Origin of the sequence: Leisingera sp. ANG-S5 (assembly GCF_000813925.1) — a bacterium.
In the GTDB taxonomy this organism is placed as follows: domain Bacteria; phylum Pseudomonadota; class Alphaproteobacteria; order Rhodobacterales; family Rhodobacteraceae; genus Leisingera.
The window spans coordinates 613,525-632,451 of the sequence record NZ_JWLH01000003.1; the positions used below are offsets into that span (position 1 = coordinate 613,525).

The 18,927-nt window shown below is 60.0% G+C and carries 14 protein-coding genes and 1 tRNA gene; 6 read left to right on the top strand and 9 right to left on the bottom strand.

The features are described from left to right. Nucleotides 1-4: 4 nt before the first annotated feature. Both RA25_RS07665 and RA25_RS07670 read right to left on the bottom strand, forming a co-directional pair. On the bottom strand, nucleotides 5-472 hold the full coding sequence (locus RA25_RS07665; protein ID WP_019297833.1) for a disulfide bond formation protein B: 468 nt from the start codon (nucleotides 470-472) through the stop codon (nucleotides 5-7). A gap of 2 nt (nucleotides 473-474) precedes the next feature. Further along, entirely contained in the window at nucleotides 475-1,053 is a 579-nt protein-coding gene (locus tag RA25_RS07670; RefSeq protein ID WP_019297832.1) for a YqaA family protein, read from the bottom strand. Between the two features lie 163 nt (nucleotides 1,054-1,216). Here RA25_RS07670 and RA25_RS07675 point away from each other — a divergent pair. Further along, nucleotides 1,217-1,302, top strand: a tRNA-Leu gene (locus RA25_RS07675). A gap of 139 nt (nucleotides 1,303-1,441) precedes the next feature. Here RA25_RS07675 and RA25_RS07680 read toward each other — a convergent pair. The 4 genes from RA25_RS07680 to ypfJ all read right to left on the bottom strand — a co-directional run bounded on the left by RA25_RS07680 (nucleotide 1,442) and on the right by ypfJ (nucleotide 5,290). Continuing rightward, on the bottom strand, nucleotides 1,442-2,488 hold the full coding sequence (locus RA25_RS07680) for a dipeptidase (RefSeq protein WP_039171160.1): 1,047 nt from the start codon (nucleotides 2,486-2,488) through the stop codon (nucleotides 1,442-1,444). A gap of 28 nt (nucleotides 2,489-2,516) precedes the next feature. Continuing rightward, a complete protein-coding gene (locus RA25_RS07685) occupies nucleotides 2,517-3,182 on the bottom strand; it encodes a class II aldolase/adducin family protein (protein WP_019297830.1) in 666 nt (221 codons plus the stop codon). A gap of 16 nt (nucleotides 3,183-3,198) precedes the next feature. Continuing rightward, nucleotides 3,199-4,305: an S-methyl-5-thioribose-1-phosphate isomerase gene (mtnA, locus tag RA25_RS07690; protein ID WP_039171162.1), complete on the bottom strand. Its 1,107-nt coding sequence runs from the start codon at nucleotides 4,303-4,305 to the stop codon at nucleotides 3,199-3,201. A gap of 139 nt (nucleotides 4,306-4,444) precedes the next feature. Continuing rightward, nucleotides 4,445-5,290: a KPN_02809 family neutral zinc metallopeptidase gene (gene ypfJ, locus RA25_RS07695; RefSeq protein ID WP_039171165.1), complete on the bottom strand. Its 846-nt coding sequence runs from the start codon at nucleotides 5,288-5,290 to the stop codon at nucleotides 4,445-4,447. A gap of 379 nt (nucleotides 5,291-5,669) precedes the next feature. Here ypfJ and RA25_RS07700 point away from each other — a divergent pair, with 379 nt between their 5' ends. The 5 genes from RA25_RS07700 to RA25_RS07720 all read left to right on the top strand — a co-directional run bounded on the left by RA25_RS07700 (nucleotide 5,670) and on the right by RA25_RS07720 (nucleotide 14,788). Further along, a complete protein-coding gene (locus RA25_RS07700) occupies nucleotides 5,670-6,755 on the top strand; it encodes an efflux RND transporter periplasmic adaptor subunit (RefSeq protein WP_241477381.1) in 1,086 nt (361 codons plus the stop codon). Nucleotides 6,756-6,758: 3 nt separating this feature from the next. Continuing rightward, nucleotides 6,759-9,884, top strand: a complete 3,126-nt coding sequence (locus RA25_RS07705; RefSeq protein ID WP_019297826.1) for an efflux RND transporter permease subunit — start codon at nucleotides 6,759-6,761, stop codon at nucleotides 9,882-9,884. A 787-nt stretch (nucleotides 9,885-10,671) separates the two neighbouring features. Next, a complete protein-coding gene (locus tag RA25_RS07710; RefSeq protein ID WP_019297825.1) occupies nucleotides 10,672-11,637 on the top strand; it encodes a TAXI family TRAP transporter solute-binding subunit in 966 nt (321 codons plus the stop codon). Nucleotides 11,638-11,750: 113 nt separating this feature from the next. After that, a complete protein-coding gene (locus tag RA25_RS07715) occupies nucleotides 11,751-14,360 on the top strand; it encodes a TRAP transporter permease (RefSeq protein ID WP_039171167.1) in 2,610 nt (869 codons plus the stop codon). Further along, complete coding sequence (locus tag RA25_RS07720) at nucleotides 14,357-14,788, top strand: universal stress protein (protein ID WP_039145973.1); 432 nt, start codon at nucleotides 14,357-14,359, stop codon at nucleotides 14,786-14,788. Before RA25_RS07715 ends, RA25_RS07720 begins: the two co-directional genes overlap by 4 nt. A 27-nt stretch (nucleotides 14,789-14,815) precedes the next feature. On the opposite strand, the gene RA25_RS07725 is transcribed toward RA25_RS07720, so the two are convergent. From RA25_RS07725 to RA25_RS07735, 3 genes are read right to left on the bottom strand one after another with little or no spacing between them, the layout of a single operon-like run. Next, nucleotides 14,816-15,865, bottom strand: a complete 1,050-nt coding sequence (locus RA25_RS07725) for a lipocalin-like domain-containing protein (protein ID WP_039171170.1) — start codon at nucleotides 15,863-15,865, stop codon at nucleotides 14,816-14,818. After that, nucleotides 15,855-18,272: an ABC transporter permease gene (locus RA25_RS07730; RefSeq protein WP_039171174.1), complete on the bottom strand. Its 2,418-nt coding sequence runs from the start codon at nucleotides 18,270-18,272 to the stop codon at nucleotides 15,855-15,857. Before RA25_RS07730 ends, RA25_RS07725 begins: the two co-directional genes overlap by 11 nt. Continuing rightward, nucleotides 18,269-18,925 carry an ABC transporter ATP-binding protein gene (locus RA25_RS07735; RefSeq protein WP_039171176.1) on the bottom strand — a complete coding sequence of 219 codons (657 nt, stop codon included), beginning with the start codon at nucleotides 18,923-18,925 and terminating at the stop codon, nucleotides 18,269-18,271. The genes RA25_RS07730 and RA25_RS07735 overlap by 4 nt, the downstream gene beginning before the upstream one ends. Nucleotides 18,926-18,927: the final 2 nt, after the last annotated feature.

The window sequence follows — 18,927 nt, forward strand, 5'->3', positions numbered from 1 at the left end:
ACCTTTAACGCTGTTTGCGGATGTGGTTGGCCGCGGCAATCCACAACAGTGCGAGGCCGAAGGATGCGATGGCGTTCCAGCTTGCCATGGAGAGCGACAGCATTTCCCAGGGAACCTCGTCGCAGCGCACCAGCGGCGCGGCCATGATCTGCTCCATCAGCTGATCCGGAGACAGCCCGCCAATAGGTCCGGACGTGCAGGTGGAGGGGCCTTCCCACCAGCCGCGCTCGACCCCGGTGTGATAGGCGCCGACTCCGGCGGTCGCCAGCGCCGCCAGCGCACCCAGATACGGCAGCAGCGCGCCGGGGATGATCAGCGCAAGGACGCCGATGCCAGCCGCAGCGGCATGGGGGTAGCGTTGCCAATAGCAGAGTTTGCAGGGGGCCATTTCGCCAATGTACTGGAACCCAAGCGCCCCCAGCAAAAGTGCAGCGGACCCGGCGGCGGCCAAAACGATCAGAAACCTGTGCATGTTCAGATGAACCTCACCATCAGGAAACCGCCGAACAGGATCACCATGAATGCGGTGAACACCAGTCCCAAGCGGCGTTCAATGAAATCGCGGACCGGGGCGCCAAATTGCCAAAGAAGACCCGCTACGATGAAAAAACGCAATGCGCGTGCAAGGATAGAGGTGGCAATGAAAGTGCCAAGCGGCATCCCGGTCCAGCCCGACATGATGGTGATCACCTTGTAGGGGAACGGTGTGACACCTGCGCCCAGCACGGCCCAAAAGCCAAAGTCGTTGAAGCGGGTGTTAAACTCCGCCATGGCATCTCCCTTGCCCATGGCTTCCAAGACCGGCTGGCCGATGCCTTCATAAAAGAAGGCGCCAATAGCGTACCCCAGAACGCCGCCGGCCACCGAGGCGATCAGAGCCACCAGTGCGACCAGCCATGCGCGTGAGGGGCGGGCCAGGATCATCGGGATCATCAGGACGTCCGGCGGGATTGGGAAAACCGAGCTTTCGACAAATGCGACAACGGCCAGGCACCATAGCGCCTTGGGATGATCGGCCAGGGCCATCGTCCGGTCGTAAAGCGGTTTCAGCATTTTGGCCCTGCGTCCTCATCAGCGTTTGCCAAGGGAGGTGGCATGCGTGCGTCGCTCCGTCAAGCTGCGCGCCGGCTGATTTTGCAGTGCGAAGGATTTTCAGCGGCGGAGTACCGTTTTGCCTCTGGACCTTGGCCGATAGCTTGGCTAGGAAAAGGGCGTGGCCCAAGTGGCGGAATGGTAGACGCAGGGGATTCAAAATCCCCCGCTGGTGACAGCGTGCCGGTTCGAGTCCGGCCTTGGGTACCAATAAAAACAAAGGCCTGCAGTGTGTTCTTGCTGCAGGTCTTTGTTTTTTGGTCGACCTCTCCTAGAGGTGATGCGCGCAAACTCAATTCGTTCTTGTTCCGTACAAAAAAATTTGCAGCAGCTATTAGCCTTGGCGTTGTTACGCCCAAGTCCGTTCCAGCACACGCAACCAGTTTCCGTGGCACAGCTTTGCCATTAGCGTGTCGTCGTAGCCGTGCGCCTTCATCGCTTCCTGCAGCAGCGGCAGTCCCGCGACATTGCTGATTGCTTCAGGAACGGTTGCGCCGTCAAAGTCCGACCCTAAGCCGACCCTGTCTTCGCCAAGCTCGGCAATGAGATAGTCGAGGTGTTCAATCATCCGGCTGACCGGCGTGTCGGCGTCCATCCGGCCATCTTCTCGCAGGAAGGCGACCGCGAAGTTCAGCCCCACCAGCCCGTCGCTTTCACGGATCGCGTGCAGTTGCCGGTCGGTCAGGTTGCGGCTGTGCGGACACAGGGCGTGGGCATTGGAATGGGTGGCGACCAGGGGGTGGCCGCTGTGGCGGGCAACATCCCAGAATCCGGCTTCGTTCAGGTGAGATAGGTCGATCAGGATTTTAAGTTCATTGCATTTTTTTACCAGCCGCATGCCATCTGCTGTCAAGCCGGGACCGGTATCCGGGCTGGAGGGAAAGCGGAACGGAACACCGTGTCCATAGATTGTAGGCCGGCTCCAGACCGGACCGAGCGAGCGCAGGCCAGCGGCGTGCAAAACCTCCAGCATGTGGAAATCCGGGTCAATTGCCTCGGCGCCTTCCATATGCATGACGGCTGCCATGATGCCGTCCCGCATGGCGCCGCGGATGTCATCCGCGGTGCGGCAGATCCTGAGCGCGCCGTGTTTCTCAAGCTGTATCAGGATTGCTGCCTGGGCCAATGCGATCTGAGCCGAACGGGCCCAATCCAGGGCCGGCGGCAAGGGCAGATCATAGCTGACCGCCATCATTTCATCCATGAAGGAAGCGCTGCCTGCGTCCGGGACAAAGATCGCGAAGAACCCGCCTGCAAATCCGCCAGACTGCGCCTTTGACAAGTCGATATGATTGCCGCCAGAGCCCATAAAGCCGCACTCGCCGCTGGCAACATTCCCGGACTGGATCTGCAGCAGAAGGTCGTTGTGCCCGTCAAAGATCAGCGGGTAGTTCATTTCAGCTCCTATTTGCGAGTGCGCAAGATCAACGGCTATCTTTCAGCCCGTAGTCAGCAAAAGCTGCAATGGCTTCTGCCATTTCAGCGTCACTCAGGATGTGCGGTTTACCTATAGTGAGGCTGACTGCGTAACTCTTTGCCAGTGCTTCCAATTCCACCATGCGCCATAGTGCCCGGGGCAGGCTGTCGCCGGTGGCAACCGCGCCATGGTTGGCCATAAGGCAGGCACTGCGTTGCTGCAGCGCGCGTAGAATATTTTCGGACAGTTGCACGCTTCCGAACAGGGCGTAACCGGCGACCGGAACATCCCTGCCGCCAAAGGCCGCGACCATGTAGTGGCAGGCCGGGATTGATTGGCGGTTCATCGCCAGCGCACTGCAATAGATGGGATGAGCGTGGACCACGGCGTTCACGCCGGGTTTTGCCTGAAGGATCGCCTGATGAAAGGGCCATTCAGTTGAGGGCTGCAATGGCCCCTTCGGCGCGCGACTGCAGTCCAGTGGCATCAGCACAAGGTCATCCGGCAGCAGAGTCTCATATGGAACGCCGGACGGTGTGATCAGCATCTGATCTTCCACCCGCACTGAGATATTGCCGGAAGTGCCCTGATTGATGCCCGCGGCGTTCATTTCCAGGCAGGCGTCAATCACCGCCTGCCTGAGTTCGGTGGAGTCGTGATACGGCGGCTTCACGGCGCGGCGTCCGGCATCAGGCGGATTTCGCCGCGGCCATCTCCGGGAACAGGCCGGCCAGGCCTTCCTCGGATGCGGCGCAGATGCCGCGCTCGGTGATCAGGCCGGTCACCAGACGGTTCGGTGTCACGTCAAACGCCGGGTTGCCGCCTGGGGTTCCGTCCGGCGTCACTTGGACAACGCCGATTGCGCCGTCTTCGGTTTTGCCCTGAACATGGGTGACCTCACGCGCGCTGCGTTCCTCAATCGGGATTTCGGCAACACCGTTGGAAACGGTCCAGTCGATAGTCGGCGAGGGCAGGGCGACGTAGAAGGGCACACCGTTGTCCTTGGCGGCCAGCGCCTTCAGATAGGTGCCGATCTTGTTGCAGACGTCGCCGCGGCGGGTGGTGCGGTCGGTGCCGGTGATCACCAGATCAACCTGGCCATGCTGCATCAGGTGGCCGCCCGCGTTGTCGCTGATGTAGCTGTGGCTGATGCCGTGGCTGCCCAGCTCCCATGCGGTTAATGCGCCCTGGTTGCGCGGGCGGGTTTCGTCGACCCAGACATGAACAGGAATGCCGGCCTCATGCGCGTGATACATCGGGCTGGTGGCGGTGCCCCAATCCACAGTTGCCAGCCAGCCTGCGTTGCAATGGGTCAGCAGCCGGACCGGTTCGCCAGCAGGCTTACCCGCGGCGATCTGCCGGACCAGTTCCAGCCCGTGCACACCGATGCAGCGGTTGATTTCTACGTCTTCATCGGCAATTTCATGTGCCAGCAGCAGGGCTGCGGCAGCGCGTTCCGGTTCCGCCAGAGGCCGCAGGTGGGCGCGACAGCGGTCCAGTGCCCAACGCAGGTTGACCGCTGTTGGGCGGGTTGCGTTGAGGAAACTCCAAGCTTGGTCCATCGCTGTATCGGACGGATCCAGCCGCATCGCAAGCGCCATGCCGTAGGCGGCAGTTGCACCGATCAGGGGCGCGCCGCGGACCCGCATTTCAACAATGGCATCGGCAAATTCCTGCAGAGTCTCCACCGGCTGAATGCGGAATTCATGCGGCAGCCAGCGCTGGTCGATGATCTGCAGAGCGTCCTTCTCGTGATCCCACCACAGAGACCGGTAGTGCGTCCCATCAACTTTCATAAGGCTGTCTCCCTTGGGTTGCTGTGGCACTGCGCAAGCGGCCGGAAACGGCCAGCCATGCAAGGCCGGTGCGGTGATATCTGTGCGGCTACAGAAACATCAGCCTCAAGAGATTTCAATGGCCTGCGTTCTCAAGGTGTCACAAAGAACCGGCCGAAAACGTATCGCAGGATTTCACATCACCGGATTGGAACCCGCGTGCAAACCAAGCTTGCCTCTGTGCGCTGGTGCCATGGGAAAACGTATGCGGCTGCGGTACCTGCCCGGCATTGCGTTGCAGCGTATCATCGCCGATCTGCTTGGCTGCGTTCATCGCCTCTTCTATGTCGCCGGGTTCCAGCGTGCCCAGGGCGTCCTGTGCATAGCGGGCCCAGATCCCGGAAAAGCAATCGGCCTGCAGTTCTGTGCGGACAGAAATCGCATTGGACTCCACGTCGCTCACGCGGGCCCGCACGCGCTGCGTTTCGCCCAGGATGCCAAGCTCGTTCTGGACATGATGGGCGACCTCATGGGCAACGACATAAGCTGCTGCGAAATCCCCCCGTGCGCCCAGCCGTTGGCTGAGTGTGGTGAAGAACGAGGTGTCGAGATAGACCTTTTCATCCAGCGGGCAATAGAACGGGCCGGTGGCTCCGTTTGCCCCGCCGCAAGGCGATTGTGTGACGCCTTTGTACAGCACAAGAACTGCCGGGCTGTAGCGGCGTCCGAGCTGCTGCTCAAAAATGGAGGTCCAGACCTCTTCGGTATCGGCGAGGGCAACGCTGACGAATTCGGCGGCTTCCTGGTCGGCTGCTGTGATTGGGGCAGGGCTGCTGCTGTGCGGTGCGGAGCCTTGCAGCAGCGGCGTCAGGTCCACCCCGAAAAAGGCACCCGCGACCACGACCAGCAGAAGCCCGGCGCCGCCGATGCCCGCGGTTCTGCCTGTCATCCGGCGGCCCCGCCGGTCCTCGATGTTCCGGCTTCCCCGCCGTCCTCTCCAACGCATGACAGTCTCCTTGCTTGCAAGCCAGAGGGTTTTGCTGAGTTAAAGTAATGGCCCGTCCCGGGTTATCAAATGACGTGAACCGGATGTGACTGAACGGCAGGCTCCATATTTTTAACGCCTTTCGGCGCCCTGTGGTTCCGTTACGGAACAAGCGGTCGTGCCGGGCCGGCAGCGACGGAAGTTTGCGGCCGAGGCGTGTGCAGCTTGCAGATGTGCGCTGGGAAGGTATTCAATAGGGTAACGATTTGGATACGGGGCGGCAGACCGGGAATGCGGCTGCGCTGAATTTTCTGTTTAATTGAAAGGCTCAAGAATGACGTGTTTCTGGAACAGGGGCCTGACCGGCCGGACCGGGCTGGCATTTATTACTGCTGTAAGCTTGACTGCCGCAGGCTCAGCTCTGGCACAGCAGCAAGGGACCGCGCCCAAAGTGTCGGTCTCCGAGGCGGTAATCAAACCGATCAAAGACACCGCAACCTTCATTGGTAGGGGCGAGGCAATCGACAAGGCTGACATTATGGCCCGGGTCAACGGCTACCTGGAGGAGGTCCTGGTCAAGGATGGTGCCGAGGTCGAGAAAGGCGATGTTCTGTTCCGGATTGAACGCAGCGCCTATGAGGCTGTGCTGGAGAGTCGCCGGGCGGAGCTGGCGCAGGCAGAGGCCAATTTGGAGCTGGCCTCGCTGGATTTGGCGCGAAAGCAGGAACTGTTCGAGCGAGGTTCGGTTCCGGAAGCGGATCGGGATACCGCTCGCGCGAATGAACTGGTGGCCGAGGCGCAGGTGAGAGCCGCAGCAGCAGCGATCCAGCAGGCAGAGCTGGATCTGAGCTACACTGAAATCCATGCACCGTTTTCCGGCCGTGTAGGGCGTGTCGAGGTTAGCATCGGGGATGTGGTCAGCCCCAGCGGATCGCCGCTGGTGAATATTGTGCGTGAAGCACCAGTTTATGTGTCCTTCTCGCTGAACGAAAAACAATTCGTAGAAATCCTGCAGGAGCTGGAAGCCGAGGGCATCGATCGCGGAAACACAGAAACCGCGCCAGAAGTTTTTGTCGTTCTGCCTAATGGTGCTGAGCTGGAGGAAAAGGGACGCATTGCCTTTGCAGGCAACCGGGTGGATCCGGCAACCGGGGCAGTTACTGTCCGGGCGGAATTCAAGAACGACAACCGCCTCATTCTGGACGGTGCCTTTTTGACCGTCGGGCTACAGTCGCAAGAGGCCGTCGACCGGATTGTTATCAGCCAGGCAGCGATCCAGCGCGACCAGCAGGGGCCGTTTGTTCTGGTTGTGGATGAAAATAACCAAGTGCAGCAGCGCTATATTGCAACCGGCGACGTGCAAGGCACTGGAATTATTGTGCTGGACGGGCTGACCAAAGGCGAGAGCGTGGTGGTCGAAGGCCTGCAAAAGATCCGTCCCGGTGTCGAGGTGGATCCGGTCATGGCAGCACAGGCTGGAGAATAAGCAATGTTCTCTTCAACTTTCATCTCAAGGCCGAAGTTCGCGATCGTCATTTCCCTTGTGCTGACGGTCATGGGCGTCATCGGCTATTTCGCACTGCCGGTTGCGCAGTTCCCGGAAATCACGCCGCCGGTGGTGAATGTCACCGCCACATACACTGGCGCCAATGCGGAAACCGTTGAAAAAAGCGTCGCCGCGCCGATCGAAGCGCAGGTCAATGGCGTGGACGGCATGCTCTATATGTCCTCAACCTCAGCTGATAACGGCAGCTATTCGCTGGCGGTAACCTTCGAGGTCGGAACCGATCCCGATATCGCGTCGGTCAACGTGCAGAACCGGGTGGCACAGGCCACCGCTTCGCTTCCTGCTGAGGTCAACGCCAACGGGGTCGTCACTCAGAAAAGCTCCTCCAACATGCTGCTGGTGACGGCGCTGACATCACCCAACGGGTCCTATGACAGCGTCTTCCTGTCAAACTATGCCGCTATCAACATCAAGGATGCGCTGGCGCGTGTGAACGGCGTCGGCAAGGCGGATATCCTGACCAATTTCGAATACGCCATGCGGGTCTGGCTGGACCCGAACAAGATGGCAGGCCTGGGCATTTCGCCGGGTGATGTGGTCAGCGCAGTGCAGGAGCAGAACATTGAGGTGTCGGCAGGGCAGGTGGGGGCGCCACCAGTTCCAGGCGATCAGGTGTTCCAGTACACGATCAAGTCCAAGGGCCGGCTGACTGAGGTCAGCGAGTTCGAAGATATCGTCATTCGAACTGGCGACGGCGGCAGCACCGTGCGGCTGAGGGATATTGCCAAGGTGGAACTGGGCGCTTCGAACTACAGCTCTTCGGGCTTCTTTGACGGTGTCCCGGCCACCATTCTGGCGGTCTACCAGGCTCCGGGCGCCAACGCGCTTGCTGTGTCGGAGAATGTGCTTGCGGAAATGGAACGCCTGTCTGCGGATTTCCCCGAGGACGTTTCTTACGCGGTGCCATTCAACACCACAGATTTCGTCGAACAATCACTGAACGATGTGATTTCCACCCTGATGATGACCTTCGTGCTGGTGATTTCGGTTGTTTTCATCTTCCTGGGGTCGTTCCGCGCCACGATCATTCCGGCCGTGGCGATTCCGGTTTCCCTGATCGGCACCTTTGCCTTCTTGCTGGCGCTTGGCATGTCGCTCAACACCATCTCGCTGTTTGCGCTGGTGCTGGCGATCGGCATCGTGGTGGATGACGCCATCGTGGTGGTTGAGAACGTCGAGCGCATCATTGCCGAGGAAGGGCTGTCACCGCCCGATGCGACCCGCAAAGCGATGGGGCAGATCACCGGCCCGGTTATCGCAACCACGCTGGTGCTGCTGGCGGTGTTTGTGCCGGTCACCTTCATGCCCGGGATCACCGGCAAGCTCTATTCGCAATTTGCTGTGACGATCTCCGTTGCTGTGGTGATTTCCTCGGTCAATGCGCTCACCTTGTCGCCGGCACTTTGCGCCATTGTGCTCAAACCCCGTTCGGGCCCGCCCAAGGGCCTGCTGGCGATGTTTGAGAATGCAATCGGCGGGGTGCGCAGCGGGTACCTCAGCATCGTGACCCGGCTGCTGCGGCTGCCTGTGATCGGGCTGGCAATCATCGCTGCGGTGGCCTTGGGAACCGGCGCGGTCTTCAATTCGACCTCCAAGGGTTTTCTGCCGGCTGAGGACAACGGCTATCTGTTTGTTGATGTTCAGCTGCCTGATGCGGCGGCGCTGGGGCGGACAGAGACGGTGACGCGCCGGATCGACGAGCTGATCCGGGATATCCCTGGCGTGCAAGGCACCGTGCTTGTGAACGGTTTCAGCCTGCTGAACGGCGCCAGCGCCAATGGTGCGATGATTATCGCCAACTTGTCGCCTTGGGATGAACGGCAAGACGAGACGCTGCAGCCCAACGCAATACTCGGCCAGATCTATGGCATTGCCAACAGCGAGGCCGCGGCCAGTATCGTTGCCTTCAACCCGCCGCCGATTTCCGGCCTGGGCATGTCGGCCGGTGTCGAAATGGCGGTGCAGCAGACCGCAGGCGGTACCCCGCAAGACCTGGCGCAATCGGTCGGCTCGCTGGTTTATTCAGCCAACCAACGGCCTGAGATTGCCCAGTCCTACACCACCTTCCGGGCCAATGTGCCCCAGGTGTTCGTCGATCTGGACCGGGAAAAGGCCAAGACGCTGAACGTGCCGATTGCTGAGGTGTTCCAAACCATGCAGGCGCATCTGGGCTCCTACTACGTCAACGACTTCAACCTGTTTGGCCGCGTCTACAAGGTGATGCTGCAAGCAGAGGGGTCCTACCGCGACAAGATCGAGGATATCGGCGGCCTGTATGTTCGGGCTCAGTCGGGTGAGATGGTGCCGCTGTCGACTTTGATCGACGTAGAGAACGTACTCGGGCCGGTGCTTCTGAAGCGGCACAACATCTTCCGCTCAGCGACCGTTACCGCGGTTCCGGCACCGGGGTTGTCAACTGGCGACGCGATCCGGGTGATGCAGGAGGAGGCCGCTACCGCGCTGCCGCCGGGATATGCTTTTGAGTGGACCGGTACCGCACAGCAGCAGCTGGACTCGGCTGGGCTGGTGACAGTGATCCTGGCGATGGCGGTGCTGTTCGGCTACTTGTTCCTGGTTGGGCAATACGAAAGCTGGACGATGCCGGTTGCCATTCTGCTGTCGGTGATTGTTGCACTGTTCGGGGCCGTCGCTGCGGTGGCGATTGCTGGCAATGACATCAACCTCTACACCCAAATCGGGATGATCATGCTGATCGGCCTGGCCTCCAAAAACGCGATCCTGATAGTGGAGTTCGCGATGGAGCAGAGGGCCGCTGGCCTCAGCATCCGCGAAGCCGCGCATGAAGCAGCCAAGCAGCGCTTCCGCGCTGTCATGATGACTGCATTGTCCTTCCTGCTGGGCGTGGTGCCGCTGCTGATTGCATCGGGTGCCGGCGCTGCCAGCCAGAAGGCAATCGGCATTGCCGTGTTTGGCGGCATGCTGGCGGCGACTGTTGTCGGCGTGATTGTTGTGCCTGTGCTTTACGCGATGATGCAAGCCATGCGTGAGCGTATCAAAGGTGAGTCCCAAACCAGCGCGGCTGAGTAACCAAAATATCCCCGGCTGCCGTCAGGTAGCCGGGGCGCCATCTCAGATTTTCACAGATCAAAGAAGTGTCAGGCTGCTTGCCGCGCTCTCAGGCCGCGCTCATGCGCTTCGGCGAGAATCAACTCCCATTTGCGAGGCGTGCACCGGAATTCGGGCTCCACATCACACGTCAGCGGGGCGCTGATTTCTCGGGGTAGCCGACGGGCCTGGGCGGAAACGCATCGTTCCAAAGCCCAAAAGTCCGTCAGGGACGGATTGCTGAAAATTACTTGGCTCAGCAGCATAGCTGCAAGCTCCCTGTCAATTGCTGGTAACGGCCCCGGCGTTTCTTAAACCGTGGCTCAAATTTTTTTATGGGCTGTTTCATAGCCAACTTGCTGCGGTTTGTCACCGGTTGATTTTACGTGCGGGTAAAGCAGCAGGAAACTTCAGCATAAGCGATTTTAAGTCTTCGGGTTCAAGGGGAGGCAATTAAGAATCGCGCTCAACTGATCTTTCCCTGCAAGAAAAAACTTTGCGCATTGACCGTGATGAAGCGCCATGCGTTTGCGGGGAAAAATCTCTAACTAGCGTCAATAAGGGGAAAAAAGGAGCCAAAGAGGGTGCGTCAATAAATAGCAGTCTTGACTTGCGACGGTGGCAGTGGAACCCTTCTGCGCGTGCAAAATAATCCGCACACAGCTTGCTTTGCGAGCCAGAACAAACGGCTGTGGGACGACCGCAGAATTGTATTTCAGGCGGACGCGAACAAGCTGCAATTCATAAGACAAGTGGGAGAGACTTGATCATGAAACACACCAAGCTGGCTATCGGTGCATTGGTGGCGGCGTCCTTTTCGGCGCCTGCAGCATTTGCTCAGGAATACATCACCATCGGCACCGGCGGCGTGACCGGCGTCTACTACCCGACCGGCGGCGCCATCTGCCGTCTGGTGAACAAGGGCCGCAAGGAGCACGGCTTCAAGTGCGCCGTCGAATCCACTGGTGGCTCGGTCTACAACATCAACACAATCCGCGAGGGCGAGCTGCAGTTCGGCGTAGCCCAATCCGACTGGCAGTATCATGCCTACAACGGGTCCTCCAAGTTCGAGGAAGCGGGTCCCTTCGAAGGTCTGCGCGCGGTGTTCTCCGTGCATCCGGAACCCTTCACCGTTGTTGCCCGTGCAGATGCAGGAATCTCCACCTTTGACGACCTCAAGGGCAAGCGCGTCAACATCGGCAACCCGGGCTCCGGCCAGCGCGGCACCATGGAAGTTCTGATGGAAGCCAAGGGCTGGGGCATGGAAGATTTCGCCCTGGCAACTGAGCTGAAAGCGGCAGAACAGTCCGCAGCGCTGTGCGACAATCAGATCGACGCGATGATCTACACGGTTGGCCACCCGTCCGGTTCCATCCAGGAAGCCACCACCGCCTGTGACTCGGTTCTGGTGACCGTGGACGGCGAAGCCGTGGAAAAACTGGTGGGCGACAACTCCTTCTACCGTACCGCCACCATCCCGGGCGGCATGTACCGCGGGTCCGACAATGACACCAACACCTTTGGTGTCGGTGCGACCTTCGTGACTTCCGCCGACGTGTCTGAGGATGCGGTTTATGCAGTGGTGAGCTCTGTCTTCGAAAACTTTGAAGCCTTCCAGAAGCTGCATCCGGCGTTTGCCAACCTGAAGCCGGAAGAGATGATCGCGGACGGCCTGTCGGCGCCGCTGCATCCGGGCGCAGAGAAGTACTACAAAGAAAAAGGCTGGATCGAATAATCCGCCAGACAACAGGAACGGGGCGCATCAAGCGCCCCGTTTTTGCCTGAGGCCAAAGGCCCGGGCTTGACTATTCCGGCCCCGGAAAACGGCGGCCGCAGGGGAGATTATCCATGACATCCGATGCTCAGGGAAATCGGCCGCTCAGCGAAGAAGAGCTTCAGGAACTGGTCGCGTCCTCCGACGCCGGCGCCCGCAACCCGGTGGGAAGCGTGGGGCTGTTCCTGGCAATCGTCGCCGTTATCTGGTCCGTGTTCCAAGTCATCCTGGCCTCGCCGGTGGCCAACCTGCTGCTGCCTGGCAGCGTGGTGAACAACTCACGCCAAATCCATTTGGCCTTTGCTATTTTCCTGGCCTACGCGGCCTATCCTGCGCTGAAATCCAGCCCGCGGAATTACATCCCGGTCCAGGATTGGATTTTCGCATTGGCCGGAACTGCAATCGCGATGTACGGCTATATTTTCTATCAGAAAATCGTTGATTCCGGCGGCCTTGCCGACGACATGGACAAGTGGTTTGCCCTCGCTGGCCTGATCCTGCTGTTCGAAGCCGCCCGCCGCGCGCTTGGTCCGGCAATGGCGATCATCGCGACGATCTTCCTGGCCTATGTATTCTTCGGCTCTTCCGATTGGGTGCCCGAGGTTATCCGCTGGAAGGGCGCCAGCCTGAAAAAGGCGATGAGCCACATGTGGATCACCTCCGAGGGAGTGTTCGGCATTGCCCTGGGGGTCTCTACCAAATTCGTCTTCCTCTTCGTGCTGTTCGGCGCGCTGCTGGATAAGGCTGGGGCGGGTAACTACTTCATCAAAATGGCATTCGGGGCGCTTGGCCACCTGCGCGGCGGCCCGGCCAAGGCGGCTGTTGTAGGTTCTGCCGCAACCGGCCTGATCTCCGGCTCCTCCATCGCCAACGTGGTCACCACCGGCACCTTCACCATTCCGCTGATGAAGCGGGTGGGCTTCACCTCTGAGCAGGCAGGCTCGGTCGAGGTTGCATCCTCTGTGAACGGCCAGATCATGCCGCCGGTGATGGGTGCTGCGGCCTTCCTGATGGTGGAATACGTGGGCATCTCCTATGTCGAGGTGATCACCCATGCCTTCCTGCCAGCCGCAATTTCCTACATCGCGCTGGTCTATATCGTGCATCTGGAAGCGGTGAAGCGGAACATGCCGACGCTGGGCAACCGCGTCGTCTCCATGGGCCGCACAATCGGCGGCATGGCCCTGTTCTTCGCGGGCTTTGCGGCGCTGTGCTATGGCGTTCAGTATCCGGTGAAGTGGATTGTTTCTGCGATGCCGGGCGCCTCCGGTCTTACCCTGTCTGCGCTTGTTGTCGCCGCTTATATTGCCCTGCTGTGGCTGGCCTCCGGCGTTGATGATCTGGTGCCGGATGACCCAAATGCGCAAGAGGTGGAACTGCCGGTTGTCGCCGAGATCTACAAGGCAGGGTTGCATTACCTGCTGCCGATCATCGTGCTGGTCTACTTCCTGATGATTGAGCAGAAGTCGCCTGGGTTGTCGGCCTTCTGGGCCACCGCACTGCTGTTTGTGATCCTTCTGACCCAGAAGCCGCTCAAGGCGATCTTCCGCGGCCAAAGCAACATGGCAAACGCCTTTGTCGAAGGGGTTCATGATCTCTGGAACGGCCTGATCGACGGTGCCCGCAACATGATTGGCATTGCGCTGGCAACCGCCACCGCAGGCGTGATCGTAGGCACCGTGACGCTGACAGGTGTGGGACAGGTGATGGCTGATCTGGTCGAGTTCGTATCTGGCGGCAATCTGATCCTGATGCTGGTGATGGTCGGCCTCTTGTCCCTTGTTCTGGGTATGGGCCTGCCTACCACCGCAAACTACATCGTCGTTAGCTCGCTGATGGCCGGTGTGGTGGTGGAATTGGGCGCGCAGTCCGGCCTGATCGTGCCGCTGATCGCCGTGCACCTGTTTGTGTTCTACTTCGGGATCATGGCCGATGTGACACCGCCTGTGGGGCTTGCCAGCTTTGCGGCGGCGGCCGTGTCGGGCGGCGATGCGATCCGCACCGGTTTTACCGCTTTCTTCTACAGCTTGCGGACCGTGGCACTGCCGTTTGTGTTCATCTTCAATACAGATCTGCTGCTGATTGATGTGAACTGGATGCAAGGCATACTCGTTGCCATATCAGCCACTATCGCCATCCTGGTCTTTACTGCTGGCACCATGGGCTATTTCGTCAGCCGCAACCGGATCTATGAAAGCATCCTGCTGATCTTTGCAGCCTTTGCGCTGTTCAGGCCGGACTTCTTCATGGACCGGGTGATGCCGCCCTATGCGCAGGTGCCGCCGGCCCAGCTGGCGCAAGCGTTGAGTGACGCGGAACCGGGAGCAGAGCTGCGGATCACCGTGGAGGGGCCTGATTTCGATACTTCTGAAATCAAGAGCACCACGATGATCATGACTGCTGATGGTTCGGACGGGCAGGCGGCGGTGGATGCCTATGGCCTGCTGCTGCTGGAGGAGGACAGTGTGGTCAAGGTAGAGGAGCCGATGTTCGGCACCCCGGCAGCGCCAAACCTGGAAAGCTTTGATTTCTACGCCGACGAGCCGGTGCAGATCGTAGCGATCCAGGCGCCTGCCAGACAGTTGCCGAAGGAGCTGATGTTCCTGCCGGCGCTGCTGCTGGTGGCGCTGGTTGCCCTGATGCAGCGCGGCCGCGCGCGTGAAGAGGAAGGAGTAACAGCATGAGCAAACCCGTTCTTTGCGCTCTGGAGCTGAACGATCAGAATCTGGACGAAAAGGTCCTGTCCCAGGCTGCCCGACTGGCCGAACTGGACGGGGCCCAGCTGGATGTTGTCAACGTGCTGCCTGACTTTGGCGAGAGCTGGGTCTCGGGCTTTTTCGAGGAGCATCACCACGAAAAGGCGGTCAAGGACACTACGCAACGGCTGACCGACCTGTGCGATAGCGTTCTGGGTAAGGAGCGTAATGCCAAGGTCCGCCATCTGGTGGCGACCGGGACGGCTTATCAGGAGATTCTGAAGGTCGCGGAAACCGCAGGCAGCGGGCTTATCGTGATCGGCGCGCATAAGCCGGATCTGAAGGATTACCTGCTAGGGCCAAACGCGGCCCGGGTGATCCGCCACTCGGACTGTTCGGTCTTTGTGGTCCGTTGAACCAGATAAGGGCGCCTGCGGGCGCCCTTACTCATAACCCGTCATCTCAAGGTAGCCCTTGCCGCTGTGGCTGCCTGTCACCGTGACCGGACCTTCCCAATAGGAAAATGAAGTGCCCATCCAGCTTTGCGGATTAAGCGCTTGCACCTCAACCAGAACACCCTTGGAAGGCAGGCTTACTTGCCAGTGCGTGGGTATCGCGCGCCCCTCAACATCTCTGGTTTTCATAGGGTTCGCCTGAAAAGATCCAGGTGCCAGCGGCTCAGCCGTGCCGTCGGGAGATATCCAGGTGCCAGACATGAAATCTCCGCCTTTACCGCGCAGAACGAAGCCCATCAGCTTGTCGCCGTTGTCAAAGCTAAGCGAGAACCAGTCCCAGCCGCTTTGATCTTCTGCCAGCGGCTGACTTGACCATTCCCGGTCCAGCCAGCCATGGCCTGTGGCCTTCACAGGTCCGCCGGGCAGCTCAATTGTGCCAGAGACCTGGTAGTGGGGCTGGGAATAGTAATGACTCGCCTGTCCGCTGGCGGATTTGACCGAGTACCCGTGATCTCCATGCAGGATCAGCGGCCCGTCAGCGCTAAGAGCCAGATCGTAGGAAAAATTCCGCCCGTCAGCAGAAAGAGAAATCTTTTCAATCGTTTCATCGGAGGAGCGCATCACCCAGTTATCGATCCAGGCTTCAAAAGGCATAGATTGAACACCTGCCTGACCCACGCCGCCACGGGCTATGCGCTCCGCAAACAAATGCTGATCCTCGCTGGTCACTGCGGCGTGCGCCATCCAGATTTGCGGGCTTTGCCAGCTTTCCGCCTCGCCAGGAGCCAAGGCTGATCTGAACAGCGTCCACTGGATGCCGTAGTCGGCTCCATCTTCCCCCATAAGGTTTGCGGTCAAGTACCACCACTCAATACGGAAGTCCGGGTGGGGGCCGTGATCGAGAGGAAATTCCAGCCGGGTTTCCTGTTGCGGAAAGGCAAAACCCTCCGCGACTGTTCCCAGCCCGGCATAACCCTGCGGCACGGCAGACGTGGCCCAGACGCAAATCAGCGCAGACAAGGAAATCCTAGCGTTCATTGGTAAATACCCTGAGCAGTTCCGCCGGATCGATCCGGCTGAGCCGCCGGGCTGGCAGTGCTGCGGCAATCACTGCAGCGAGAAGCGCCAGCAGGAACAGGCGCAGCCAATCCAGAGGAAACAGATACATCGGCAGCTTCCAGCCAAAAGCTTCTACATTAATAACCGACAGGAGGGCCCAGGCCAGCACCAGTCCCAGCGGTAGGGCCAGGACTGCTGTGACAGCCGCCAGAAGCAGGCTGCGCAGGATTTCCGCAGAAGCCAGCTGACGGCGGGTGAGCCCCATCGCCCAGACTGGCGCGAGCTGCGGCATGCGCTGGTTCCAAAGGGTTAGCAGGCTGGTCAGAAGGGCAAATCCTGCCACTCCAAGCGTCAACAGGTTCAACGCAGCGGTGATAACAAAGGTCCTGTCGAACACGGCGAGTGACCGGGCTTTTGCAGTGGCCTGATCGGTGATGTTTTCCCGTGGGAGATCAAACTCTTCCCGAATTGAGTTGATCAGTCCAGAAATGTCATGCGAAGCAACGCGCAGTCCGAATTGGCGGTTGGGAATGTCTGGTGCATGCTCCAGAAGAGATGGCATGGAAACCATTGCCTGCCCGTGGGGATTGCCATAATCGGAGTAAACCCCGGCGATGGGCAGCTGCCATCCCGGTTCAAGTTCAAAGCGGTCGCCTGGGGCCAGCCCATGGCGGCGCGCAAGCTGTTCGTTGACCAGCACGGCCTGCCCGCTGACAGCCTGATCCCATACGTCCGGCAGCGCGTCCAGCAGCGGCCAGTTGCTGCGGTAGGCAGTATCGTCTTCAAATCCGTAAATGCGTAAGGGCGCCCCTTTGAAACGGGTGTCATGGTAACGGCGTGACAAAGCTTTGATGCCCTGCGCATCCAGCCACCTCGCCAGTTCAGTACCCTGAACATCACTTGCGGCGGTGACGTAGACCTCTGCAAACAAGCGCTGATCCAACCAGCCAGTGAAGGTTAAACGAAAACTGGATACCATGGTGCCAACGCCAATGTTTGCAGCCAGCGCCAGCAGAAGTGCCATCAGAGCCAGTGACATACCGGGCAGTTGCGCCCGGGTGTCCGCCCATAACCATTCAGCAAAGGGGCGCTTTGCTAAACGCGCCCCAAGCGATAGCCCGGTTGAAATCAGCAGCGGCAGCAGCAACGCGGCGCCTAGCATGAGGGCGCCAAGAAATGCAAAACCGGAAATAAGCCCTTGAAACATTGTGAGTATCAATACGCCACCGGCGATTGAAGCCACTCCGCACACAGCTCCGGCCAAGTGCGAACGGCGGGCATTCTGACCTCGGGCATGAGTTGCGGGGGCTGCTAGCAACGGCATACGCCAAAGCGCAAAGAGGGATTGCGCACCAGCCAGGAATGTGCCGCCAAGTGTCATTGCCAAACCTGAAAGAACCCAGCCCGGACGCAGGGAGAGGCTGCCATCCACCGGCGCGCCATACAGCCCGGCCAGGGTGGCATTGACGCCGGGCAGCAATACGGCTGCCACCAAATAGCCGCCTGCAAGCCCGGCAATGCCCGCGGCCAGCGCGAGGAAGGCCAGTTCCGCAGCAATAAGGCCGGACACGAGCCGCATCGGTACTCCAAGGCTTCGCAGCGTCCGGATCATACCGCGACGCTGTTCAAGGCTCAGCGCGATGGTGCCCTGGACGATGAACAGGCCAACGGCAAAGGACAGCAGGCCGAAGGCGGTGAGGTTCAGATGGAAACTGTCCGTCAGCCGCGCCGTCTCCGAGGCAGCTGTGCTGGCAGGGACAAGAGTCAAGCCGGGCGCCAGGTCGCTCAGAGGTTTCAGCCCCTGGGCCTGGTCCGGTAGAACCAACAGGTAGCTCAGGCTGTCGGGGCGCCGCAGCAGCCGGCTGGCAAGGCTGAGATCCGCTAAGGCCACTCCTGGCGGCAAAGCCTCCGTTTCGGTTACAGGGTGGACATTCTGAGATGCGGCCAATTGCGTTGCCGTTTCGGGGTGTGCAAAAATTCGTCCGGGCGGCAGCAATGCCTCCAGCGGAGAAACAGCCTCTGCTTCCGCGGCCTTGGTTAGGGCCGGGGCCAGCGGGTGCTGCAGAAGATCAACTCCCATGATATCAAAGTTTTGCCGCTCAAACCTAATAACGCCTTCCAGTACCGGGGCCAGCCGCCAACCGGAACGGCGCAGGCTGGCGTAGCGGGCAACGGAGATGGTTCCAGATTCAGGGATCAGCCGGGCGACACCCGCGGTGCCAAGCTGTTCCGCTGCCCGGGCGTAGCTCGCGCGGGCTTCGGCGTTGATGGCTTGGACTGCCGACCATAAGCCAGCCGCAAGCGCCAGGCCAGCGATCAGAGTTGCCAGCTGCAGCGGATGGCGCCGCCAATGTGACAGAATGGCCAGAAACGCCGCGGCTGTCATTTGGCCATGCCGTGGTGCAGATGCAGACGCCGGTCCAGCAACTGCGCGATGGCTGCAGAATGGGTGACAAGAAACAGTGCGGTGCCGCTTTCGCGCACAAGGTCCAGCATCAGTTCCATTACGGCGGCACTGGCGGCTTCATCCAGATTGCCGGTCGGTTCATCCGCCAGCAGCAGCCTGGGCCGCACAGCAAGAGCGCGGGCGATGGCCACACGCTGCTGCTGTCCGCCGGACAATTGCTCAGGATAGCGTTCCAGAAGACCGGACAGGCCCAGGCGGTCTGTCAGCCGGATCCCCCAGCCCTCGTCCCACGTGCCAGCCAGCCGGGCGTGCAGCGCGATATTCTTTCCGGTGTCAAGTGAAGGGATAAGATTAAATTGCTGAAAAACAAGAGAAACATCGCTTCGGCGCAGCGCCGCCCGCTGGCTGTCGCTCAGCCCGGACAGGCGGGTTCCGGCAATTTCAATCTCTCCGCTGTCGAACTGATCCAGCGCCCCTGCCAGATGCAGAAGGGTGCTTTTGCCGGAGCCGCTTTCCCCGGTCAAAGCCAGGCTGCTGCCCGCTGCCAGATCCAAGGACACGCCGCGCAGCACAGCTGTTTCCTCCGTTTGTCCCGGATAGCATTTGGTTACATCTCGGATTGTCAGAACCATAT